The sequence below is a fragment of the Streptomyces sp. NPDC088747 genome, assembly GCF_044751025.1.
GTDB lineage: Bacteria > Actinomycetota > Actinomycetes > Streptomycetales > Streptomycetaceae > Streptomyces.
The window spans coordinates 1-22,499 of sequence record NZ_JBIVKZ010000011.1; the positions used below are offsets into that span (position 1 = coordinate 1).

The window sequence follows — 22,499 nt, forward strand, 5'->3', positions numbered from 1 at the left end:
TGCGTTTCCGACTCTATCAGACCGTTTCCGGTTCCGATTTCCTCGGTGCCTTTCAGGTTTCCGCTTTCGCGTTTCCCTTTCCGGCGGTTCCGACTTTATCAGAGGTTCTGAGTCAGAATTTCCGCCCCCTTCGGGGACTGGCTCCAGCACGCGAGGCGTTCCGGGTTCCCGTTCAGGCGGAGCCGTAAACGTACTGGAGCGGGGCTCCTCGATGCAAATCGAGGAGCCCCGCTCCAGGTTGGCGCGTGTGAGGGTCAGACCTCGACGACGACCGGGAGGATCATCGGGCGCCGGCGGTAGTTGTCCGAGACCCACTTGCCCAGCGTGCGGCGGATGAGCTGCTGCATCTGGTGGGGCTCGACGACGCCGTCCTGAGCCGACTTCTCCAGCACGTCCCTGACCTTCGGGATCACGTCGACGAAGGCCGAGTCGTCGATACCGGAGCCGCGGGCCTGTACGTGCGGGCCGCCGGTGATCTTGCCGGTACTGGCGTCCATCACGACGAAGACCGAGATGATGCCCTCGTCACCGAGGATGCGCCGGTCCTTGAGCGCGGGTTCGCCCACGTCACCGACCGAGAGGCCGTCAACGTACACGTATCCCGCCTGGACCTTGCCGGAGATCTTGGCCTTGCCGCCGACGAGGTCGACGACGACGCCGTCCTCGGCGATCACGATGCGGTCGTGCGGGACGCCGGTGAGAGCGCCCAGCTCGGCGTTGGCCCGTAGGTGGCGCCATTCGCCGTGCACCGGCATCAGGTTCTTCGGCTTGCAGATGTTGTAGAAGTACAGGAGCTCGCCCGCGGACGCGTGGCCGGATACGTGCACCTTGGCGTTGCCCTTGTGGACGACGTTCGCGCCCCAGCGGGTCAGGCCGTTGATGACGCGGTAGACCGCGTTCTCGTTGCCCGGGATGAGCGACGACGCGAGGATCACCGTGTCGCCCTGGACGATGCGGATCTGGTGGTCGCGGTTGGCCATACGGGACAGCGCGGCCATCGGCTCGCCCTGGGATCCCGTGCAGACCAGCACGATCTCGCTGTCGGGGAGGTCGTCGAGCGTCTTGACGTCGACGACGAGGCCCGGCGGGACCTTCAGATAGCCGAGATCTCGTGCGATGCCCATGTTGCGCACCATCGAGCGGCCGACGAAGGCGACCCTGCGGCGGTTCTCGTGGGCCGCGTCCAGGATCTGCTGGATGCGGTGCACGTGGCTGGCGAAGCTGGCCACGATGATCCGCTTGCGGGCGCCGGCGAAGACCTGGCGCAGCACGTTCGAGATGTCGCGCTCGGGCGGGACGAAGCCCGGGACCTCGGCGTTCGTCGAGTCCGAGAGAAGAAGGTCGATGCCTTCCTCGCTCAGCCGTGCGAAGGCGTGCAGGTCCGTGAGACGGCCGTCCAGCGGGAGCTGGTCCATCTTGAAGTCGCCGGTGTGGACGACCATGCCCGCGGGGGTGCGGATGGCGACCGCGAGGGCGTCCGGGATGGAGTGGTTGACCGCGACGAACTCGCAGTCGAAGGGGCCGATGCGCTCGCGGTGGCCCTCGGCCACCTCCAGCGTGTAAGGCCGGATGCGGTGCTCCTGGAGCTTCGCCTCGATGAGCGCGAGGGTCAACTTGGAGCCGATGAGCGGGATGTCCGGCTTCTCGCGGAGGAGGAAGGGAACACCGCCGATGTGGTCCTCGTGACCATGGGTGAGGACGATGCCCTCGATGTCGCCGAGGCGGTCTCTGATGGACGTGAAGTCCGGCAGGATCAGGTCGATTCCGGGCTGCTCCTCCTCAGGGAAGAGCACTCCGCAGTCGACGATCAGCAGACGACCGTCGTACTCGAAGACCGTCATGTTCCGGCCGATTTCGCCGAGGCCGCCCAGCGGGGTGACCCGCAGGCCGCCCTTCGGGAGCTTCGGCGGGGCGCCGAGTTCGGGATGCGGATGACTCAAAAGACTCTCCTCACCACACGCGCCACGTACCTGGCAAGGCACGTGGCGCGCGTGACGTTCGTGCAGTAGCAGTTGTCGTGTGGGGTGCAGGCCCGGTGGCCTGCGTGGTCGTGCGTATTCAGTTGTGAAGTCTGTATTTAGAGCTGTACCCCGCCGGCGGCAAGATCGATCTTGAGCTGGCTGGTCTCCTCGGGCGAAAGCTCGACCATCGGGGCGCGCAGCGGTCCCGCGGGCAGGCCCTGGAGGGCGAGCGCGGCCTTCGTCGTCATGACGCCCTGGGTGCGGAACATGCCGGTGAAGACGGGCAGCAGCTTCTGGTGGATCTCGGTGGCCTTCTGCACGTCACCCGAGACGTAGGCGTCCACCAGGGTGCGGAGCTCGGGGGTGACCACGTGGCCGACGACCGACACGAAGCCGACAGCGCCCACGGAGAGCAGCGGCAGGTTCAGCATGTCGTCGCCCGAGTACCAGGCGAGGCCGGAGCGGGCGATCGCCCAGCTGGCTCGGCCCAGGTCTCCCTTGGCGTCCTTGTTCGCGACGATACGCGGGTGCTCGGCGAGGCGCACCAGGGTTTCAGTGCTGATCGGTACGCCGCTGCGGCCAGGGATGTCGTAGAGCATCACCGGGAGTTCGGTGGCGTCGGCGATGGCTGCGAAGTGCCGGTACAGGCCCTCCTGCGGGGGCTTGTTGTAGTACGGCGTCACGGTCAGCAGGCCGTGCGCGCCGGTCTTCTCGGCGGCGCGGGCGAGTTCGACGCTGTGGCGCGTGTCGTTCGTGCCGACTCCGGCGACGACGTGGGCGCGGTCGCCGACCGCTTCCAGTACGGCTCGTACGAGATCCGCTTTCTCCGCGTCGCTGGTGGTCGGGGACTCACCGGTGGTGCCGTTGACGACCAGGCCGTCGTTGCCTGCGTCCACCAGGTGGGTTGCGAGCCGCTGCGCGCCTTCGAGGTCGAGCGCGCCGTCCGCCGTGAAGGGCGTGACCATGGCGGTGAGGACCCTCCCGAAGGGGGTCTGCGGAGTGGAGGTCGGAGCCATGGGTAACACGCTACTCGCTGCTCAACGCGGGGTCTGCCCTCGGGGCAGGCGACAAGTCGTGAAAAAAGTGGAGCCCGGCACTGCCTGCTCGGGGGTTCAAGCAGTGCCGGGTCCGTTTCATCAGGCTAGATGAACTTCTCGAAATGCCGCAATACGGACACTTCGCTCGGGCCACCCGCGCATCTGTGCCGCAAGGCGTGCGGGAGCACGCTACGGCGCCACACGTCCATTGGCGTTGAAGGCCGCGTACGTGAGCGGCATCAGCTTCGCCCACTCCGCTTCCATCTTCTCCCCGACCATCTCGATCTCGCGCTGCGGGAAGGACGGGACCTTGGCCAGCTCGTGCTGGGTGCGCAGGCCCAGGAAGTGCATCAGCGAGCGGGCGTTGCACGTGGCGTACATCGAGGAGAAGAGGCCTACCGGCAGGACCGCACGGGCGACCTCGCGGGCCACGCCCGCGACCAGCATTTCCTGATACGCCTCGTACGCCTGACGGTATGAGTCCTCCATCACGCGGGAGGTGAGCTCCTGCTGGGCCGGGGTGCCCTCGACGAAGATGTACTTGCCGGGGCGGCCTTCCTGGATCAGCTTGCGGGACTCGCCCGGGACGTAGAAGACCGGCTGGAGCTCCCTGTACCGGCCCGACTCCTCGTTGTACGACCAGCCGACGCGGTGGCGCATGAACTCGCGGAACACGAAGATCGGGGCGCTGATGAGGAACGTCATCGAGTTGTGTTCGAAGGGGCTGCCGTGCCTGTCCCGCATCAGGTAGTTGAGCAGGCCCTTCGAGCGCTCCGGGTCCTTCTTCAACTCGTCCAGCGACTGCTCACCGACGGTCGAGACACGGGCGGCGAACAGCACGTCCGAGTCGGAGGCGGTGTGCTTGACCAGCTCGACGTGCACGTCACTGCGGAAGCTGGGCTTGAGGTCGTCGGCGGAGGTGTCGGTCACGGTGGAGAGGGTCCTTCCATCACGGGCTCGGGCGGCGCCCACTCTACGGCCCGGCACCGACAACGGGGCGTTCGGTGTCGTGCCGCGACAATAGTCCGCGAACTTCTGCGAATTCGGTGAAACTGGGCACCTCTTGGGGCGTTCGGTCGTCTGTATTGGTGACAGCAGTTCGTTCGAGTTCCCAGAGGAGAAGCAGTTCCCATGTTCCGTCGGCGCGAGCCCGTTCCCTTCGCCTTCATCGCCGAAGCCGACCAGTTCCGCAGCAACGTCACTCCCCCGCCCCGTGAGCGCCCCTCGGCCGGTCAGATGGTCGGCCGATGGCTGATCGGACTCACCGTGGTCACCGGGCTCATAGGCGCTCTGATCATCGGAATGCCCGCCTTGTCCCTGGACAAGTCGTCCGCGGACCAGACATCCGCGACAACGCGGCAGTCCGAAGCCTCCGACGGCCGCTGACTCGTCCGGACCCCCAAGGGTGGTGAGCGGGGACCCGGCTCGATAGCCTCACCGGGCACAGCCCATGCGTGGATTGAGTGAGGACCAATCGTGCCCCTGCCCTTCCTGACGGCGGATCGCGCTTTTGACGAGGTGGCGGACGACCTCGCGCTGCCGTTCGACGACCGCGACCACTGGCGGCGTCCCTACCGGCCCGGACCGTGGCGGGTGGGCGCGGCCGCGCTCGTCCTGCTGCTGGCCTCGTACGTGCTGTTCGCCGGCGTCATCATCGCGGTGACCGGGACCCTGACCGCTGCCATGGCCTGCTTCGGCGGTGCCGTGCTCGTCATACTCTGCGCGCTGCGGTTGCTGCGGGTGGGAGTGTGGGTGAGTGCTCAGGGGCTGCGCCGGGTGACCTTCTTCCTTACGAGTACGACGCGGTGGGACAAGGTCGTCGCGGTGCGCACGGTGCAGCAGCCGGTGCGCTGGCTCGGACTGCCCCGCACCGTTCAGGGACAGGCCCTGGTCCTCGTACGCGGAGATCGCTCGCCCGACGACCTGCCGCCCCTGCTGACCACGCACAACGCCGACTTCCTGGCGCGCATGGAGGCCTTCGACCGGGCGGCCGACGCCATCGAGGTGTGGGCGGACGAGTACCGGCGGCCCTGAGGACCGGCACCGACGAGAACACGAGAGGGGCCGGCCCGCGAAACGCGGACCGGCCCCTTCGTCGTACCTCCGAGGTCTCCGTGGTCGTACCTCTGAGGCTTCCGTCCAGGGCTTCTCAGGCTTGCACCGGTGGTCTGCCCTCGTGGAGGGCGATCGCTCGCTGCATCGCCTTGCGGGCGCGTGGGGTGTCGCGGGCGTCGTGGTAGGCGACGGCGAGGCGGAACCAGCTGCGCCAGTCGTCGGGGGCGTCCTCCGTCTCGGCCTTGCGCCGGGCGAAGACCTCGTCGGCCGAGTCGCGGTCGATGCGGCCGCCCGGGGTGCGCTTCAACTCGTCGACGGGCAGGCCGCCTTCGGCGTCGAGCTCGGCGGCGAGGCGATTGGCCTTGCGGACGAACTCGGTGTTCTTCCAGAGGAACCAGATGCCGATGACCGGCAGGATCAGCACCGCCGCCCCGAAGGTGACGGTGAGGAGCGTGCCCGTCTGGATGAGCAGTACTCCGCGCCAGCCGACCAGCACGAAATAGGCGACCAGGACGGCCGCCGTGATGGCGTATGTGAGCTTCGCGCGCATGGTTACCGGTTCAGATCCAGGAAGTGTTCCAGGCCGAAGGTGAGGCCCGGGGTGGTGACCACGCGGCGGGCGCCGAGCAGGATGCCCGGCATGAAGCTGCTGTGGTGCAGGGAGTCGTGGCGGATGGTGAGGGTCTCGCCCTCGCCGCCGAGCAGGACCTCCTGGTGGGCCAGGAGGCCGCGGAGGCGTACGGCGTGCACGGGCACTCCGTCCACGTCGGCGCCGCGGGCGCCGTCCAGGGCCGTGGCGGTGGCGTCGGGCTGCGGGGCGCTCCCCGCGCGCTCCCGGGCCGCGGCGATGAGCTGCGCGGTGCGGGTGGCGGTGCCGCTGGGGGCGTCGACCTTGTTCGGGTGGTGCAGTTCGACGACCTCGACGGACTCGAAGTACGGGGCCGCCGCCTCGGCGAACTTCATGGTGAGTACGGCGCCGATGGAGAAGTTGGGCGCGATGAGCACGCCCGTCTCCGGGGAGGCGGACAGCCAGGCCCTGAGCCGCGCCAGGCGCTCGTCGGTCCAGCCCGTGGTGCCGACCACGGCGTGGATGCCGTGCCGTACGCAGAAGTCGAGGTTGTCCATCACCGAGTCCGGTGTGGTCAGCTCGACGGCGACCTGGGCACCGGCCTCGGTCAGTGCCTCCAGTCCGTCGCCCCGGCCGAGCGCGGCCACCAGCTCCATGTCCTCGGCGGCCTCGACGGCTCGTACCGCCTCGGCTCCGATACGGCCCTTGGCACCGAGGACCGCCACCCGCAGCTTGCTCATCTTCTTGTTTCCTTAGTCGAGGACTTGCGCGACCGGTCGAGGACCTACGCGACCGCTTCGTGCAGACGGGAGGCCTGCTTGTCCTTGAGCGGGCCGATGACCGACAGCGAGGGCCGCTGTCCCAGGATGTCGTGGGCGACCGCGCGGACCTCGTCCGGGGTGACCGACGCGATCCGGACCAGCATGTCGTCGACGGACATCTGCTCGCCCCAGCACAGCTCGCTCTTGCCGATACGGTTCATCAGCGCGCCGGTGTCCTCGAGGCCGAGGACGGTGGAGCCCTGGAGCTGGCCGATGGCGCGGCCGATCTCGTCGTCCGAGAGGCCGTGCTCGGCGACGTGGTCCAGCTCGTCGCGGCAGATCTTGAGCACGTCGTGCACCTGGCTCGGGCGGCAGCCCGCGTACACGCCGAAGAGGCCGCAGTCGGCGAAGCCCGAGGTGTACGAGTACACGCTGTAGGCCAGGCCGCGCTTCTCGCGGACCTCCTGGAAGAGGCGCGAGGACATGCCTCCGCCGAGTGCGGTGTTCAGGACGCCGAGGGCCCAGCGGCGGTCGTCGGTGCGGGCCAGGCCCGGCATGCCGAGGACGACGTGGGCCTGCTCGGTCTTGCGGCCCAGGAGCTCGACGCGGCCCGCGGTGCGGATGGCGCGGCGGCCGTCGCGCGGGGCGAAGGGGACGGCGTCGGGGACCTTGAGGGCGCCCGCCTTCTCGAAGGCGGCGCGGACCTGGCGTACGACCTTGTTGTGGTCGACGTTGCCCGCGCAGGCCACGACGAGGTGTGTCGGGTCGTAGTGCTTCTTGTAGAAGCGGCGGATGCGGTCGGCCGTGAGGGCGTTGACGGTGTCGACCGTGCCGAGGACCGGGCGGCCGAGGGGGGTGTCGCCGAGCATGGTGTGCGCGAACAGGTCGTGCACGCAGTCGCCCGGGTCGTCCTCGGTCATCGCGATCTCTTCGAGGATCACCCCGCGCTCGGCGTCGACGTCCGCCTGCTCGATCAGCGAGCCGGTGAGCATGTCGCACACGACGTCGATGGCGAGCGGGAGGTCGGTGTCGAGCACGCGTGCGTAGTAGCACGTGTACTCCTTCGCCGTGAACGCGTTCATCTCGCCGCCGACCGCGTCGATGGCGGAGGAGATGTCCAGGGCCGACCTGCGCCGGGTGCCCTTGAAGAGCAGGTGCTCCAGGTAGTGGGTCGCGCCGTTCAGCGTCGGCGTCTCGTCGCGGGAGCCGACGTGCGCCCAGATGCCGAAGGTGGCGGAGCGTACGGAGGGGAGCGTCTCGGTGACGATGCGCAGGCCGCCCGGGAGGGTGGTCCTGCGGACCGTACCGATGCCGTTCTCGCCCTTGATGAGGGTTTGGGTACGGGCGACGGCCCGCGCCTCCGAAGAGGTGCGGGCCGTCGCCGTGGAGCTGCTCGACGTCACTGGTCGGTGTCGTCCTTCTTGTCGTCGCCCTCTTCGCCCTCGACCACGGGGATCAGGGAGAGCTTGCCGCGGGAGTCGATCTCGGCGATCTCGACCTGGACCTTGGAGCCCACACCGAGCACGTCCTCGACGTTCTCCACGCGCTTGCCGCCGGCGAGCTTGCGGATCTGCGAGATGTGCAGCAGACCGTCCTTGCCCGGGAGCAGCGACACGAACGCGCCGAAGGTGGTGGTCTTGACGACCGTACCCAGGTAGCGCTCGCCGACCTCCGGCATGGTCGGGTTGGCGATCGAGTTGATCGTGGCGCGCGCGGCCTCGGCCTGCGAACCCTGCTGGGCACCGATGTAGATGGTGCCGTCGTCCTCGATCGTGATGTCGGCGCCGGTGTCCTCCTGGATCTGGTTGATCATCTTGCCCTTGGGGCCGATGACCTCACCGATCTTGTCCACGGGGATCTTGACGGTGATGATCCGCGGGGCGTTCGGGGACATCTCGTCCGGCGTGTCGATCGCTTCCATCATCACGTCGAGGATGTGGAGGCGGGCGTCGCGGGCCTGCTTGAGGGCCGCGGCCAGGACGGAGGCCGGGATGCCGTCCAGCTTGGTGTCCAGCTGGAGGGCGGTCACGAACTCCTTGGTGCCGGCGACCTTGAAGTCCATGTCACCGAAGGCGTCCTCCGCACCGAGGATGTCGGTGAGGGCGACGTAGTGCGTCTGGCCGTCGATCTCCTGGGAGATCAGACCCATGGCGATACCGGCGACGGGGGCCTTCAGCGGCACACCGGCGTTCAGCAGCGACATGGTGGAGGCGCAGACCGAGCCCATGGACGTCGAGCCGTTGGAGCCGAGGGCCTCGGACACCTGACGGATCGCGTAGGGGAACTCCTCGCGGGTCGGCAGGACCGGCACGATCGCGCGCTCGGCGAGCGCGCCGTGGCCGATCTCGCGGCGCTTGGGGGAGCCGACGCGGCCCGTCTCACCGACGGAGTACGGCGGGAAGTTGTAGTTGTGCATGTAGCGCTTGCGGGTCACCGGGGAGAGGGTGTCCAGCTGCTGCTCCATGCGGAGCATGTTGAGGGTGGTGACGCCCAGGATCTGGGTCTCGCCACGCTCGAACAGCGCCGAGCCGTGCACGCGCGGGATGGCCTCGACCTCGGCGGCGAGCGTACGGATGTCCGTGACGCCTCGGCCGTCGATGCGGACCTTGTCCTTGATGACGCGCTCGCGCACCAGGGCCTTGGTCAGCGAGCGGTACGCGGCGGAGATCTCCTTCTCGCGACCCTCGAACTGCGGGAGCAGCTTCTCGGCGGCGATCTCCTTGACGCGGTCGAGCTCGGCCTCGCGGTCCTGCTTGCCGGCGATGGTGAGCGCCTGGGAGAGCTCGCTCTTGACCGCGGCGGTCAGGGCCTCCAGGACGTCGTCCTGGTAGTCGAGGAAGACCGGGAACTCGCCGGTCGGCTTGGCGGCCGCGGCGGCGAGTTCGGCCTGAGCCTTGCAGAGCACCTTGATGAAGGGCTTCGCGGCGTCCAGACCGGCGGCGACGACCTCCTCGGTCGGCGCCTCGGCGCCACCCGCGACCAGCTGGATGGTCTTCTCGGTGGCCTCGGCCTCGACCATCATGATCGCGACGTCGCCGTCCTCCAGGGCGCGGCCCGCGACGACCATGTCGAAGACGGCGTCCTCGAGCTCGGTGTGCGTCGGGAACGCGACCCACTGGCCGTTGATCAGCGCGACGCGGACGCCGCCGATCGGGCCGGAGAAGGGCAGGCCGGCCAGCTGCGTGGACGCGGAGGCGGCGTTGATCGCCACGACGTCGTACAGGTGGTCGGGGTTGAGCGCCATGATCGTGGCGACGACCTGGATCTCGTTGCGCAGGCCCTTCTTGAAGGACGGGCGCAGCGGGCGGTCGATCAGACGGCAGGTGAGGATGGCGTCCTCGGAGGGACGGCCCTCACGGCGGAAGAAGCTGCCGGGGATCTTGCCCGCGGCGTACATCCGCTCCTCGACGTCCACCGTGAGGGGGAAGAAGTCGAGGTTTTCCTTGGGCTTCTTGGAGGCGGTGGTGGCCGACAGAACCATGGTTTCGTCGTCCAGGTACGCGACGGCGGATCCGGCGGCCTGCCTGGCCAGCCTGCCCGTCTCGAAGCGGATGGTGCGGATGCCGAAGGAACCGTTGTCGATAACGGCCTCGGCGTAGTGGGTCTCGTTCTCCACTAGCGTTTTCTCCGATACTTTTCGTCTTTCGCCCCGTCCTGCCCGTGTGGCAGGGGGACAGCGGCGGAGAAGCGCTCCTACTGGTGCTGGCCGGTCTTCGATCGAAGCACCCGGGTTTCGCGTTCTCCCGGGGGCCACTACCGAGGACCGGCGGCGGCGAGGTGCGCTTCTCCTCGTTCCCTGACGTGACGTGCCCTGCCCGGCGGGCGGCGCTTCGTCACGCTTCGTCCTGCGTACTTCTGTCGTACCAGCTGTCTCGTATCAGCTGTGCTCCGCGTACCGCGTCGCGCTACCACACTACAAAGCGTCGGTGACACTCCGCACCTAGAGCACGTACAGCAAAAGGGAGCGGTCCCCTAGTAGTGGGAACCGCTCCCTCTCACGGTGTCTTACTTGGCGCCCGCCGCACCGCGGCGGATGCCCAGGCGGTCGACCAGCGCACGGAAGCGCTGGATGTCCTTCTTGGCCAGGTACTGCAGCAGGCGGCGACGCTGACCGACCAGGATCAGCAGACCACGACGGGAGTGGTGGTCGTGCTTGTGGGTCTTGAGGTGCTCGGTCAGGTCCGAGATACGGCGCGAGAGCATGGCGACCTGGACCTCGGGGGAGCCGGTGTCGCCCTCCTTCTGACCGAACTCGCCGATGATCTGCTTCTTCGTTGCGGCGTCGAGCGACACGCGTACTCCTCGTAGTCTGTGATGTGCCACCGAGTGCCCCTGGTCCACATCTCAGGGGAGCTTCCGATACTCGGGAGGCGGGATCCGCCGGGCGCGGCCTCCGGAGCGGTGAGCTCCGAGGGTGCGTACACAGGCGGCCGTTACACAGGGTACCAGCCTGGACAGACCCGGCTTACCCGCTCCCCGAACCCGCCCATACGGCGCGGACCAGGCCACTAGGCTGGACCGACAGGTCTTTCGTATGCGGGGAAGGGGCCGGCGGAACATGGCCGAGGAAGCGGACAAGGACGTCAAGGCGCGCAAGGAGCGGGAGAAGGACGAGCTCTACGCCCTCGACATCTCGGGCGTCGAATGGCTGAGCGCGCCGGGCACCGAGGAGCACGAGGAGCGGGTGGAGATCGCGTACCTGCCCGAGGGCGCGGTGGCCATGCGTTCGTCTCTCGACCACGGGACGGTCCTGCGGTACACGGAGGCGGAGTGGCGGGCCTTCGTGCTCGGCGCCCGGGACGGCGAGTTCGACCTGGAACCGGCTCCGCACAACGGCGGGCTGGCGGGCGACTAGGGCGACGGGGCCACCGCCCGAGAGGGTCGGCGCGTAGGCAGGCGTGAGCGGTCGGGGCGGTGTGTTCGCCTCGGCCGCTTTTCACGTTCGGGCGGGGGTTCTACGTCGACATCGACATGTACTTGGGCGTACGACTTGACCGTCGCTGTCGGTCATGAGCGCGGCGCTTCGTCGTGGACGGGGAGGCGTCGTGCGTCAACTGCCCGGCGCCTGGTGCGGCTTGTTCACCGGTGCTTCCAAGGCCCGTAGGCGGCTTGCTGTTCCGCCGCCGCCTCGGACTGGGTACAAGGGGAGAGGCGGGTCGGCCCCCCTCGCCGGGTCGACCGCCTCGATGACAGTGTTTGTCCGCTTTGCTGGTCAATAGTGCACGTGGGTACGCCACTTCTGGGCAGCGTGTGTCGTAGTGGGCAGTGGCGGTGGGGCGGACGGGCCTGCCGTATTGACAGTCGTGGTGATTAGGCTGGGACCGGGCGCGACGCCAGAACCCGTGGACGGACCGACCACATCCCGCCCCGGCACGGCGCCGCATCAGGGGGCTCGACCACACCAGGAGGAATTGTGAGCAGCGATCGGGACGGCATCCGCGGGGGCTGGGCCACACCCGGCGATGACCACTCCGACGCGGAGTCCGCCGTCGAGACGACGGGCGAGTTCACCATCGACTACGCGCCGCCGGCCTGGTACACGCAGAACGCGTCGGGGAGTTCGGGGGATGCGGCTCCCAAGCCGGAGCCCGAGGCCGAGGCCGAGGCCGAGCCGGAGTTCGAGCCCGAGCCGGAGCCGGAGCCCGCTTCGGAGGACGCGGAGAACGCCGGCGATGTGGCTGAGGGCTTCGCGGGTTCCGACTCTCCGGAGGCGCCGGTGCCCGACGCGGAGGCCGCGGGCGACGCGGGCGCTGCTTCAGAAGCGCCGGTCACTCCGGAGGCTTCGGCCTGGGGTACGTCCTCCGTGCCGCCCGTGGTGAGCCCCGCCGCCGTGCCCGACCTGCCGGTGGGCGGGGAGTTCGAGCCGCCCACCGGCGCCCCGGCGGACGAGGCTCCTGTCGCGGGGCCCGTCGCGGGCACCCCGGCCGAGCTGCCGAGCCTGCCGCTCCAGGTGCCTCCCGCCGTGGCCCCGGCCGCCGCCGCTGCTCCCTCCGCCGCTCCCTACGTCGTCCCGCCCGCCGCTCCCGACGTCGCACCTCCCGCGTCGCCCGTCGGGGTGTCCGGCGACGACGCGGAGAGCCGTGCCGGGGATCTGGAGAGTGGCGCCACCATGCGGATCTCCGCCCGCGCCGTGAAGCGCGAGGTCGAGGAGCGGGCGGGGGCGACCCCGGATGCCGGTGTCGCTGCCGGAACCGCCGGGGACGGCGTTCCCGGGCACGCCGGTGATTCCGGCGGTGTCGGTGACCCTGATGTCGTACAGGACGAGGAGACGGGCGGCGCCGGGGCGCGGTCCGCTGACACTGATGCGATCGACGACGCCGTGGTCGTCTCGCGGACTTCCGGCGCGTCCGATGACGCCGGGGCCGTGGAACCGCGGGACGCCGATGCCGGTGACGGCGTCGACGAGGTCCAGGACGCAGTGCCCCAGGACGCGGCGGTCCGGAACGCCGAGCCACAGGACGTGGTCCCGGCCCCTGAACCGCGTGGAGAGGCTCCGGCGCAGGACGCTCCCCCCGCGTGGGCTCCGCCTCCGTTGCCGCAGGCCGGGCTGCCTCCGTTGCCGCCCGCCTATCAGCCCGCGGCGCCCACTCCCGCGGCGGAGTGGCCCGCGTCCACGCAGCCCGCTGCGGCCGAGGCCGGGCAGGTACAGGAACCGCCGCGGGTGCAGCCGCCCGCGCCGGGCCAGCCGTTCCAGCCACCGGCATCCGCACCCGGCCAGCCTTTCCAGCCACCGGCACCGGCCCCCGCGCCCGGCCAGCCTTTCCGGGCGCCCGTACCCCAGCCCGCTCCGCAACCCGCACCCCAGCCCGCAGCGCCTCCGGCGTGGCCCGCCTCCAGTGCGCCCGCTCCCGCAGGCCAGGCCCAGGCGCCCGCCCCGGCCGAGGCCCCACCTCAGGCGCCCCAGCCTCAGACTCAGGCCCCCGCTCAGGCCCAGCCACAAGGAAGCTACGGCTTCCCCCAGCCCAGCGTGCCTGCCCCCAGCCCCACCCCGCAGGGCAGCTACGGCTTCCCTCAGCCGGGCACCCCCGCGCAGGCTCCGGCTGTGCCCGGCCAACCCGCACAGGCGGCCCCGCCCGCCCCGGCGCCCGGTTACGGCTTCCCGCAGCAGGCTCCCGCCCCGCAGGCGCCCGACGCCCCCGCGCCCCAGCCCGGCTACGGCTTCCCGCACCAGGCCTCCGCGCAGCCCGCGGCCCCGGTGCCCCCGGCGCAGGCGGCACCGTCGTACCCGCAGCAGGGCCAGGCACAGCCCCAGCCGGGCCACCCGCCCGTACCGCAGCAGTACGAGGCGCAGCCGCCGCAGGGTTTCCCCCAGCAGGGACCCGACGCCCCGCCGGCCGCGGAGCCGCAGGCCCAGCAACAGCCGCAGGCGCCCGTCGATCCGCGGGCCGGGGCCGGCTGGCCGCAGCCCGTGCGGCACGACCAGCGGCAGCCCATCAACCCCAACGCCGCCCCGCTCGGGTACACGGCGGCGGTGGAGCTCTCGTCCGACCGGCTGCTCAACAACAAGAAGCAGAAGGCCAAGAGCGGACGCCCGGCGGCCGGCGCGTCGCGGTTCAAGCTCGGCGGGAAGAAGGAGGAGGCCGAGCGGCAGCGGAAGCTGGAGCTGATCCGTACGCCGGTCCTCTCGTGCTACCGGATCGCCGTGATCAGCCTCAAGGGCGGCGTGGGCAAGACGACCACGACCACCGCGCTCGGTTCGACGCTCGCCACCGAGCGGCAGGACAAGATCCTCGCGATCGACGCCAACCCGGACGCCGGTACGCTCGGGCGCCGCGTCCGCCGCGAGACCGGGGCCACCATCCGTGACCTCGTCCAGGCGATCCCGCACCTCAACTCGTACATGGACATCAGGCGGTTCACCTCGCAGGCCTCGTCGGGCCTGGAGATCATCGCCAACGACGTCGACCCGGCGGTGTCGACCACGTTCAACGACGAGGACTACCGGCGCGCGATCGACGTACTGGGCAAGCAGTACCCGATCATCCTGACGGACTCGGGCACGGGGCTGCTGTACAGCGCCATGCGCGGGGTGCTCGACCTGGCCGACCAGCTGATCATCATCTCGACGCCGTCGGTCGACGGTGCGAGCAGTGCCAGTACGACGCTGGACTGGCTGTCGGCGCACGGGTACGCGGATCTCGTCTCGCGGTCCATCACCGTCATCTCCGGGGTCCGCGAGACCGGCAAGATGATCAAGGTGGACGACATCGTCAGCCACTTCGAGACGCGCTGCCGGGGTGTCATCGTCGTGCCCTTCGACGAGCACCTGTCCGCGGGTGCCGAGGTCGACCTCGACATGATGCGGCCCAAGGTGCGGGAGGCGTACTTCAACCTCTCCGCGATGGTGGCCGAGGACATCGCGCGCCACCAGCAGTCGCACGGGCTCTGGACGTCCGACGGCAACCCGCCGCCGGTGGCCGCTCCCCCGCTGCCCGGACAGCAGTACCAACAGGGGCCGGCCCAGCAGTACCCCGGTCAGCCCGCCCCCGGGCAGCCGGCGCCGGGTCAGGTCCCGCAGCAGCCGCAGCCGCAGCACGGACAGCAGCCGTATCCGCAGCAGCCCGGTCAGCCCTACCCCCAGCAGCCCCAGCAGCCGGGGCAGGGCCACCCGCAGCAGCCGGGACAGCCGTATCCGCCGCAGCAGGGGCAGCCGTACCCCCAGCCGGGGCAGCCCTTCCAGCCGCCGGCACCCCCTCAGCAGTAACCCGATCGGCCCCTTTCCGGGGACCGATTCGCGTCAGGGCCCGCACCGTCTCCGTACGGTGCGGGCCTTTCGCGTACCCGGGGCTGTTTCCCGCCGTCAGGCCCCCACCTGGAGGGCTTCAGCGGTCTGAACCAATGAGTGAAAAATGCGCGTCAACTCGTTATTTCCGCAGGCCACATGGGGTTCACGCGCCGTTGACTCGTGGAGACCGCCGCTGGTAGACACACTCACCAACCCCGCCGGCGTCCCCCATCAACCGTGGTCCATCCGTTCAACAAGCCATCCCTGTGCGAGCGATGACGCGAGGTCACCGACCCATGAAGACACAGCATCAGCACGGCAGAAGGCGTCTGCGGCTCGTCGCCGCCGCGGGCCTCGCGGCGCTCTCCCTCACCGCCGCTCTCGCGACCCCGCTCAACCCGGCGCCCCAGCAGGCCGAGGCGCGGCCCGACGCACAGGCTCAGGCCAAGGAGGGCAAGGAGGCCAAGGAGGGCAAGGAGACGCTCACGGTCGCGGTGGCGCAGAGCGTCGACTCACTGAGCCCGTTCCTCGCGAGCCGTCTGGTCAGCACGAGCATCCACCGGCTCATGTACGAGTATCTGACCAACTACGACCCCACGGACAACCACGCCATCCCGGGGCTCGCCACCAAGTGGGAACCGTCGGCCGACAAGCTCACGTGGACCTACACGATCCGCTCCGACTCCAAGTGGTCGGACGGCGAGCAGGCCACCGCCGAGGACGCGGCCTGGACCTTCAACAAGATGATGACCGACGACGGCGCGGCCACCGCCAACGGCAGCTTCGTCGGCAACTTCAGGAAGGTCACCGCCCTCAGCCCCACCGAACTGGTCATCGAACTGAAGAAGCCGCAGGCCACCATGGCCGCGCTCGACGTGCCGATCGTGCCGAAGCACGTCTGGGAGAAGGTCGGGGACTTCTCGAAGTTCAACAACGACAAGACCTTCCCCGTGGTCGGCAACGGCCCGTTCGTGCTCACCGACTACAAGGCCGACAGTTACGTACGGCTCAAGGCCAACAAGAGCTTCTGGCGCGGCTCCCCCAAGTTCGACGAGCTGGTCTTCCGGTACTACAAGGACAACGACGCCGCCGTCGCCGCCCTGCAGAAGGGCGAGGTGTCCTTCACCTTCGGCCTGACGCCCGCCCAGGCGGACACCCTGGAGACCCAGAAGAACATCAAGGTCAACGACGCCCCGGGGCGCCGCTTCTACGCGCTCGCCGTCAACCCGGGCGCGCGGGCCAAGAACGGGCAGAAGTTCGGCGACGGGCACGAGTCGCTGCGCGACGAGCGGGTGCGGCAGGCGCTGTTCAGGGCCGTCGACCGCAAGGCACTCCTCGCCAAGGTCTTCCAGGGCCACGCCGTCGAAGGGGCCGGCTATCTTCCGCCGCGCTTCGCCGACTACTTCTGGAAGCCGTCCGCGAGCCAGGAGCTGTCCTACGACCCGGCGGAGGCGGCCCGGCTCCTCGACGAGGCCGGCTACAGGAAGAACGGCGACGGCAGGCGCGTCGGCAAGAACGGCAAGCCGATCAACTACCGCGTGCTGTGCCACGCCACCGACCCGAACGACAAGGCGGTCGGACAGTACCTGAAGGAGTGGTGGGGCGAGCTCGGCATCGGTGTCACCCTCAACTGCCTGGACAACGTGACCGACCCCTGGCTCGCGGGGACGTACGACATCGCCTTCGACGGCTGGTCCGCCAACCCCGACCCCGACTTCCTCCTGTCGATCCAGACCTGCGGCGCGCTCCCGGCGACGCCCGAGGACACCGGAGCCACGGACAACTTCATCTGCGACAAGAAGTTCGACGACCTGTACGACCAGCAGCTCGCCGAGTACGACACCGCCAAACGGGCGGACCTCGTCAAGCAGATGCAGTCGCGGCTGTACGACACCGGATACATGAACGTCATGGCGTACCCGAACGCGGTCGAGGCCTACCGCACCGACCAGATCGAGTCGATCGAGACGATGCCGAAGTCGGCGGGCAACATCTACGGCCAGGACGGCTACTGGAGCTGGTGGTCGGCGGTTCCGGCGGCCTCCTCCGGTGAGTCCTCCGACGGTTCCGGCTCGACCGGGGTCATCATCGGCATCGTCGCGGGCGTCGTGGTCCTGCTGGGCGCCGCGGCGTTCTTCGCGATGCGGCGCCGCTCGACCGCCGACGACCGCGAGTAGTCACGGGTCCCCCACCGAGCCGCGAACAGCCCCCCACCGAGTGAGAGTCCATGACCGCTGAAGCAACACCCTCGCCGGCCACGGCGATCGGCGGTCCGGCCGAGGCCGGGCCGTCGGTCCGCGGGCCGCGGGCGCGCAGCAGGACCGCCTATCCGCGGTACGTGGCGGGCAAGTTGGGCGGCGCGGCCGTCTCCCTGCTCGCCGTGCTCGTCACCAGCTTCTTCCTCTTCCGGCTCATCCCCGGCGACCCCGTGAAGTACATGACGGGCGGCCGTCAGGTGTCGGCCGAACAACTCGCCAACTACCGCAAGGAGTTCGGGCTCGACCTGCCGCTGTGGGAGCAGTTCACCGACTACTGCGCCAAGGTACTCAGCGGCGACCTCGGCACGTCGTACCAGTTCCGCGCCCCGGTCATCGACAAGATCACCGAGGCGCTCCCGAACACCCTTCTGCTCACCGGCACGTCGTTCGTCCTCTTCACGGCGCTGGGCATCTTCCTCGGCACCCGCTCCGCGTGGCGCAACGGCGGGGTCGGCGACCGGCTCAACACCGGTCTGGCGCTCACCCTCTACTCCATCCCGTCGTTCTGGCTCGGGCTGCTGCTCATCATCGTCTTCTCGGTGGGCATGGGCCCGATCCCCGGCCTGTTCCCGACCGGCGGCATGGAGTCGGGGAACGGCGAGACCGGTTTCGCGTACGTCGCCGATGTCGCCCAACATCTCGTCCTGCCGGTGCTGACACTGGTCGCGGTCGAGTACGGGCAGACCCTGCTCGTGACGCGCTCGGCGCTGCTCGACGAGATGGGCAGCGACTATCTGACGACGGCACGGGCCAAGGGCCTGCGGGACGACCTCGTGCGGCGCAGGCACGCCGTGCCCAACGCGCTGCTGCCGACCGTGACGCTGATCTTCATCAACCTCGGCAGGACCGTCGCCGGTGTCATCCTCGTCGAGACCGTCTTCTCCTGGCCTGGCCTGGGCGGGCTCTTCTACCAGGCGCTGAGCGTGCCCGATCTGCCGCTGGTGCAGGGGCTGTTCTTCTTCTTCGCGGCGGCGGTGATCGTGATGAACACGCTGGCCGATCTGATCTATCCGCTGCTGGATCCCCGGGTGGGCCGATGACGACCGAATCCACCGCGGCCGAGCAGGCCGCGCCGGTATCCGAGAAGAGCCCTCGTGCTCTCGCCCGGCAGCGCCGCCGGGCCTCCGCGGCCCGCTTCTGGAAGCAGTACCGGACCCACCGGGCGGGCGTCCTCGGGCTCGCCGCGCTCGGCCTCTTCGCCCTCATCGCGCTCACGGCGCCGCTGACCGTCGGCTCCGACGTGCGCAGTGTGACCAACGCGCCCGGCGGTCCGATGGAGAGTCCGAGTGCCGAATTCCCGCTGGGGACGGACCAGTTCGGGCGCAATCTGCTCGGCCTTGTGGTGTGGGGAGCGCGGGTGTCGCTGCTCGTCGGTCTGCTCGCCGCCGTGCTCTCCGTGGCGATCGGCGCGGTCATCGGGATCACCGCGGGGCACTTCCGGGGCTGGTTCGCGACGGTGATGATGCGGATCACGGACTGGTTCCTGGTCATGCCGACGCTCGTTCTCGCGATCGCGCTGGCGACCGTGATGTCACGCTCACTCGGCACGATCATCCTCGCGATCGGCGTCACCACCTGGCCGACGACGGCCCGGCTGGTGCGCGCGCAGACCCTGGCGGTGGAGTCGCGGCCGTACATCGAGCGGGCCAGGGCGCTCGGCGGCGGGCACTGGCACATCATGTCCCGCCATGTGCTGCCCAATGTGATGCCGCTGGTGCTGGCGCAGACGACGCTGATCATCTCTTCGGCGATCCTCGCCGAGGCGACGCTCGCGTTCCTGGGGCTCGGCGATCCGACGGTCGTGTCGTGGGGCGGGCTGCTCCAGGACGCCCGGGAGGCGGGCGCGGTCAGCGCCGGGAAGTGGTGGTACCTGGTGCCGCCGGGGGTCGCGATCGCGGGCGTCGCGCTGGCGTTCACCCTGTGCGGGCGCGCGGTCGAATCGGTCCTCAACCCCAAGCTGGGGGTGGCACGTTGACGCTCCTCGATGTCCGGAACCTCGAAGTGACCTACGCGGGCGGCGCGGCCGCCGTGCGCGGCGTGGACCTCAGGCTCGAAGCGGGCCAGAAGCTCGGCATCGCGGGCGAGTCGGGCTGTGGCAAGTCCACCCTGGCGCTCGCGCTGCTGCGGCTGCTGCCCGCCGGCACCCGCACCACCGGCGAGATCCTGCTCGACGGCGAGGACGTGCTGTCGATGAAGTGGGGCCGGGTGCGGGCGGTCCGCTGGGCGGGCGCCTCGATCGTCTTCCAGGGCGCCATGCACTCGCTGAACGCCGTGCACCGCGTCGGCGACCAGATCGCCGAGCCGATCCTGCTGCACCGCAAGGCGACCGCGGCGGGCGCCAAGCGGAAGACCGGCGAGCTGCTCGAACACGTGGGTCTGCCCGCCGCCCGCGCGGACGCCTACCCGCACGAACTCTCCGGCGGCCAGCGCCAACGCGTCATGATCGCCATGGCGCTGGCCTGCGACCCCCGGCTCGTCATCGCCGACGAACCGACCACCGCGCTCGACGTGATGATCCAGGCACAGATCCTCCGGCTCATCCAACAGCTCGTCACCGAGCAGGAGTTGGGCCTCGTCATGATCAGCCACGACCTCGCGGTGCTCTCCGACACCTGCGACCGGCTGGCCGTGATGTACGCGGGCAGGGTGGTCGAGGAGGGACCCGCCCGCCAGGTCTACGAGAACGCCCGACACCCGTACGGCCAGGCCCTGTCGGCCGCCTTCCCGCGCATCGGCGACACCGCCTCCCGGTTCGCGCCCCGCGGGCTGCCGGGCGACCCGCCGGATCCGTCGGCGCTGCCGTCCGGCTGTACGTTCCACTCCCGGTGCACCGTGGCGCTTGACTCGTGCGTGACCGAGGACCAGGTGCTCCGGGACGCGGGAGCGGGCCGGTGGGCCGCCTGCGTGCACGCCGGGGCGCCCGCTCCGGAGACGAGGAGCACCGTATGACCGGCCCCGCACGCCAGGAGCAGCCCGTGACAGCGCCTCCCATGCCAGCACCCTCGCCCCTGCTCAGCGCCCAGGGCCTGCGCATCGCCTTCCCCGGACGGCACGGCGCGGCCCTAGCCCGTGCCGTCGACGGGGTCGACCTCGACATCAGGCGCGGCGAGATCGTCGCGCTGGTCGGCGAGTCGGGCTGCGGCAAGACGACACTGGCGCGCTCGCTGCTCGGCCTCGTCCCGCCGACCGGGGGCCGCGTCACCTTCGACGGCAGGCCCCTCGACTACTCCTCACGCGCGCTGAAGGCGTACCGCAAGCGGGTCCAGCTGGTCCTCCAGGACCCGAGCGGCTCGCTCAACCCCCGTCACACGGTGTACGACGCGGTCGCCGAGGGCCTGCGCATCCACCGGTACGGCGGTGACGAACGGGCCGCGGTCGCGGAAGCCCTCTCCCGGGCGGGACTCCGCCCCCCGGAACGCTTCTTCCTCCGCTATCCGCACGAGCTGTCCGGCGGCCAGCGCCAGCGAGTCGTCATCGCGGGAGCCCTCGTCCTGGAACCCGAACTCATCGTCGCCGACGAGCCGGTGGCCTCCCTGGACGCCTCGGTACGCGGCGAGATCCTGGCCCTGCTCCTGTGGCTGCGCACCGAACTCGGCCTGTCCGCACTGGTGGTGACCCATGACCTGGGCCTGGCGTGGAACATCGCCGACCGGGTCGCGGTGATGTATCTGGGCCGCATCGTGGAGACGGGCAAGGTCGAACAGGTCCTGACGGCACCTCAGCACCCTTACACACAGGCCCTGTTGTCGGTCCTGCCAGAAGCTCCCGGCGACCCGGTGGTCCTGACCGGCGAGCCCCCGGACCCGTCCCGCATCCCCTCCGGCTGCCGCTTCCACGCGCGCTGCCAGGTCCTGGCGAGCGGCGAGGCGGAACGGGCGGGAGTCGCGGACGCCTGCCGAACCCAGGATCTCGCGGTGCTCGCCGGAGGCGCCGAGACACAGGTCGCGTGCCACTGGGCAAAGGCACCGGCAACCAAGTAGGACACCGTCAGGGCGTGAGGAGAGCGGCCGGTGCGACCACGGGCGCCGGCCGCCGCCATCGACGTACGACAGGCGACAGGCGACAGAAAACCCGAGGGAGAACACCCGAGGGAGAACTACTCCCCCTCGTACCCCTCGATCAGCTCCCGCGACCGCTTCACGTCGTCCCCGATGGCCACGAGCAGGGCCTCGATGGAGTCGAACCTGGCCTGGCCGCGCACGAAGGCGAGGAAGTCGACGGCGACGTGCAGGCCGTACAGGTCGAGGCCGACGCGGTCGATGGCGTACGCCTCGACGGTGCGCTCGGTTCCGTCGAACTGGGGGTTCGTGCCCACGGAGATCGCGGCGGGCATCGCCTCGTCCGCGACGTGCAGCCAGCCGGCGTAGACGCCGTCGGCGGGGATGGCGGTGTGCGGCAGTGTCTCGACGTTCGCCGTCGGGAAGCCGAGCTCGCGGCCTCGCTGGGCGCCGCGTACGACGATGCCCTCGACGCGGTGCGGACGGCCGAGGATCTCGCGGGCGCCCTCGACATCCCCCTCGGCGACGAGCCGGCGGGTGAGGGTCGAGGAGAAGGGTTCACCGCCGCCGGCGTCACCGGTCACGTACAGGTCGACGACCTCGACCTCGAAGTCGTACGTCCGGCCCTGCTCGCGCAGGAAGTCGACATTTCCCGCGGCCTTGTGGCCGAAGCGGAAGTTGGGGCCTTCGACGACCGCTTTCGCGTGCAGTTTGTCGACGAGGACCTTCGCGACGAAGTCGGCGGGCGACAGCTTCGAGAACTCGGTGGTGAAGGGGAGGATGAGGAGGGCGTCCACGCCCAGCTCGGCCATCAGTTCGGCGCGGCGGTGGTGCGGGGCGAGCAGCGGCGGGTGGCTGCCGGGGCGCACGACCTCGCTGGGGTGCGGGTCGAAGGTGACGACGACGGAGGGAACGCCCAGGTCACGGGCGCGGTCCACGGCATGCCGGATGATCAGCTGGTGCCCGCGGTGCACCCCGTCGTAGGAACCGATGGTGACGACGCTGCGCCCCCAGTCCTCGGGGATGTCCTCCAAGCCACGCCAGCGCTGCACTGTGTCTGCTCCTTGTCGCAAACTCGTCGAACCCGTGTCCGTGATTGCCCTCATGCGCAGCTCTAAGAGTGCCATGCCGGGTGC

General features: G+C 69.9%; 18 protein-coding genes. 9 read left to right on the plus strand and 9 right to left on the minus strand.

Translation table 11 applies throughout. From position 1 onward, the window contains the following. Positions 1–254 precede the first annotated feature (254 nt). From ACIP79_RS24705 to thyX, 3 genes are all read right to left on the minus strand, one after another. A complete protein-coding gene (locus tag ACIP79_RS24705; protein WP_387188195.1) occupies positions 255–1,940 on the minus strand; it encodes a ribonuclease J in 1,686 nt (561 codons plus the stop codon). A gap of 137 nt (positions 1,941–2,077) precedes the next feature. Next, positions 2,078–2,977, minus strand: coding sequence for a 4-hydroxy-tetrahydrodipicolinate synthase (gene dapA / locus ACIP79_RS24710; RefSeq protein ID WP_401226741.1), 900 nt, complete (start codon positions 2,975–2,977; stop codon positions 2,078–2,080). 210 nt (positions 2,978–3,187) lie between these two features. Then, positions 3,188–3,928, minus strand: a complete 741-nt coding sequence (thyX, locus tag ACIP79_RS24715; protein ID WP_401226742.1) for an FAD-dependent thymidylate synthase — start codon at positions 3,926–3,928, stop codon at positions 3,188–3,190. A gap of 201 nt (positions 3,929–4,129) precedes the next feature. Here thyX and ACIP79_RS24720 point away from each other — a divergent pair, with 201 nt between their 5' ends. Next, complete coding sequence (locus tag ACIP79_RS24720; protein ID WP_387188194.1) at positions 4,130–4,384, plus strand: hypothetical protein; 255 nt, start codon at positions 4,130–4,132, stop codon at positions 4,382–4,384. A gap of 90 nt (positions 4,385–4,474) precedes the next feature. Then, a complete protein-coding gene (locus ACIP79_RS24725; RefSeq protein ID WP_401226743.1) occupies positions 4,475–5,032 on the plus strand; it encodes a hypothetical protein in 558 nt (185 codons plus the stop codon). A 115-nt stretch (positions 5,033–5,147) separates the two neighbouring features. Here ACIP79_RS24725 and ACIP79_RS24730 read toward each other — a convergent pair whose 3' ends face one another. The 5 genes from ACIP79_RS24730 to rpsO form a co-directional block, all read right to left on the minus strand. After that, the gene (locus ACIP79_RS24730; RefSeq protein ID WP_401226745.1) at positions 5,148–5,603 is read right to left on the minus strand and encodes a hypothetical protein; all 456 of its coding nucleotides are present in this window, start codon (positions 5,601–5,603) and stop codon (positions 5,148–5,150) included. Between the two features lie 2 nt (positions 5,604–5,605). After that, positions 5,606–6,361 carry a 4-hydroxy-tetrahydrodipicolinate reductase gene (dapB, locus tag ACIP79_RS24735; RefSeq protein ID WP_401226747.1) on the minus strand — a complete coding sequence of 252 codons (756 nt, stop codon included), beginning with the start codon at positions 6,359–6,361 and terminating at the stop codon, positions 5,606–5,608. Positions 6,362–6,405: 44 nt separating this feature from the next. Continuing rightward, a complete protein-coding gene (locus tag ACIP79_RS24740) occupies positions 6,406–7,785 on the minus strand; it encodes a M16 family metallopeptidase (protein WP_383682459.1) in 1,380 nt (459 codons plus the stop codon). After that, positions 7,782–9,998 carry a polyribonucleotide nucleotidyltransferase gene (locus ACIP79_RS24745; protein WP_401226748.1) on the minus strand — a complete coding sequence of 739 codons (2,217 nt, stop codon included), beginning with the start codon at positions 9,996–9,998 and terminating at the stop codon, positions 7,782–7,784. The genes ACIP79_RS24740 and ACIP79_RS24745 overlap by 4 nt, the downstream gene beginning before the upstream one ends. Positions 9,999–10,387: 389 nt before the next feature. Further along, entirely contained in the window at positions 10,388–10,675 is a 288-nt protein-coding gene (gene rpsO / locus ACIP79_RS24750; RefSeq protein WP_073494901.1) for a 30S ribosomal protein S15, read from the minus strand. 265 nt (positions 10,676–10,940) lie between these two features. Here rpsO and ACIP79_RS24755 point away from each other — a divergent pair, with 265 nt between their 5' ends. The 7 genes from ACIP79_RS24755 to ACIP79_RS24785 all read left to right on the plus strand — a co-directional run bounded on the left by ACIP79_RS24755 (position 10,941) and on the right by ACIP79_RS24785 (position 21,345). Then, positions 10,941–11,237 carry a DUF397 domain-containing protein gene (locus tag ACIP79_RS24755; protein ID WP_383682455.1) on the plus strand — a complete coding sequence of 99 codons (297 nt, stop codon included), beginning with the start codon at positions 10,941–10,943 and terminating at the stop codon, positions 11,235–11,237. Positions 11,238–11,795: 558 nt separating this feature from the next. Further along, a complete protein-coding gene (locus ACIP79_RS24760) occupies positions 11,796–15,086 on the plus strand; it encodes an SCO5717 family growth-regulating ATPase (RefSeq protein WP_401226749.1) in 3,291 nt (1,096 codons plus the stop codon). A gap of 317 nt (positions 15,087–15,403) precedes the next feature. After that, positions 15,404–17,284 carry an ABC transporter substrate-binding protein gene (locus ACIP79_RS24765; RefSeq protein WP_401226751.1) on the plus strand — a complete coding sequence of 627 codons (1,881 nt, stop codon included), beginning with the start codon at positions 15,404–15,406 and terminating at the stop codon, positions 17,282–17,284. 50 nt (positions 17,285–17,334) lie between these two features. Next, entirely contained in the window at positions 17,335–18,405 is a 1,071-nt protein-coding gene (locus ACIP79_RS24770) for an ABC transporter permease (protein WP_401226752.1), read from the plus strand. Continuing rightward, positions 18,402–19,340, plus strand: coding sequence for an ABC transporter permease (locus ACIP79_RS24775; protein ID WP_383682449.1), 939 nt, complete (start codon positions 18,402–18,404; stop codon positions 19,338–19,340). Before ACIP79_RS24770 ends, ACIP79_RS24775 begins: the two co-directional genes overlap by 4 nt. After that, entirely contained in the window at positions 19,337–20,314 is a 978-nt protein-coding gene (locus ACIP79_RS24780; protein ID WP_401226754.1) for an ABC transporter ATP-binding protein, read from the plus strand. Before ACIP79_RS24775 ends, ACIP79_RS24780 begins: the two co-directional genes overlap by 4 nt. 41 nt (positions 20,315–20,355) lie before the next feature. Next, positions 20,356–21,345: an oligopeptide/dipeptide ABC transporter ATP-binding protein gene (locus ACIP79_RS24785; RefSeq protein WP_401226755.1), complete on the plus strand. Its 990-nt coding sequence runs from the start codon at positions 20,356–20,358 to the stop codon at positions 21,343–21,345. Positions 21,346–21,461: 116 nt separating this feature from the next. Here ACIP79_RS24785 and ACIP79_RS24790 read toward each other — a convergent pair whose 3' ends face one another. Then, positions 21,462–22,415: a bifunctional riboflavin kinase/FAD synthetase gene (locus ACIP79_RS24790; protein ID WP_383682444.1), complete on the minus strand. Its 954-nt coding sequence runs from the start codon at positions 22,413–22,415 to the stop codon at positions 21,462–21,464. Positions 22,416–22,499: the final 84 nt, after the last annotated feature.

Excerpts from the sequence above, each read along its gene's own strand:
- dapA (WP_401226741.1), bottom strand. The coding sequence starts at position 2,977 with ATGGCTCCGACCTCCACTCCGCAGACCCCCTTCGGGAGGGTCCTCACC.
- ACIP79_RS24720 (WP_387188194.1), top strand. The coding sequence starts at position 4,130 with ATGTTCCGTCGGCGCGAGCCCGTTCCCTTCGCCTTCATCGCCGAAGCC.
- ACIP79_RS24730 (WP_401226745.1), bottom strand. The coding sequence starts at position 5,603 with ATGCGCGCGAAGCTCACATACGCCATCACGGCGGCCGTCCTGGTCGCC.
- dapB (WP_401226747.1), bottom strand. The coding sequence starts at position 6,361 with ATGAGCAAGCTGCGGGTGGCGGTCCTCGGTGCCAAGGGCCGTATCGGA.
- ACIP79_RS24755 (WP_383682455.1), top strand. The coding sequence starts at position 10,941 with ATGGCCGAGGAAGCGGACAAGGACGTCAAGGCGCGCAAGGAGCGGGAG.
- ACIP79_RS24765 (WP_401226751.1), top strand. The coding sequence starts at position 15,404 with ATGAAGACACAGCATCAGCACGGCAGAAGGCGTCTGCGGCTCGTCGCC.
- ACIP79_RS24770 (WP_401226752.1), top strand. The coding sequence starts at position 17,335 with ATGACCGCTGAAGCAACACCCTCGCCGGCCACGGCGATCGGCGGTCCG.
- ACIP79_RS24775 (WP_383682449.1), top strand. The coding sequence starts at position 18,402 with ATGACGACCGAATCCACCGCGGCCGAGCAGGCCGCGCCGGTATCCGAG.
- ACIP79_RS24785 (WP_401226755.1), top strand. The coding sequence starts at position 20,356 with ATGCCAGCACCCTCGCCCCTGCTCAGCGCCCAGGGCCTGCGCATCGCC.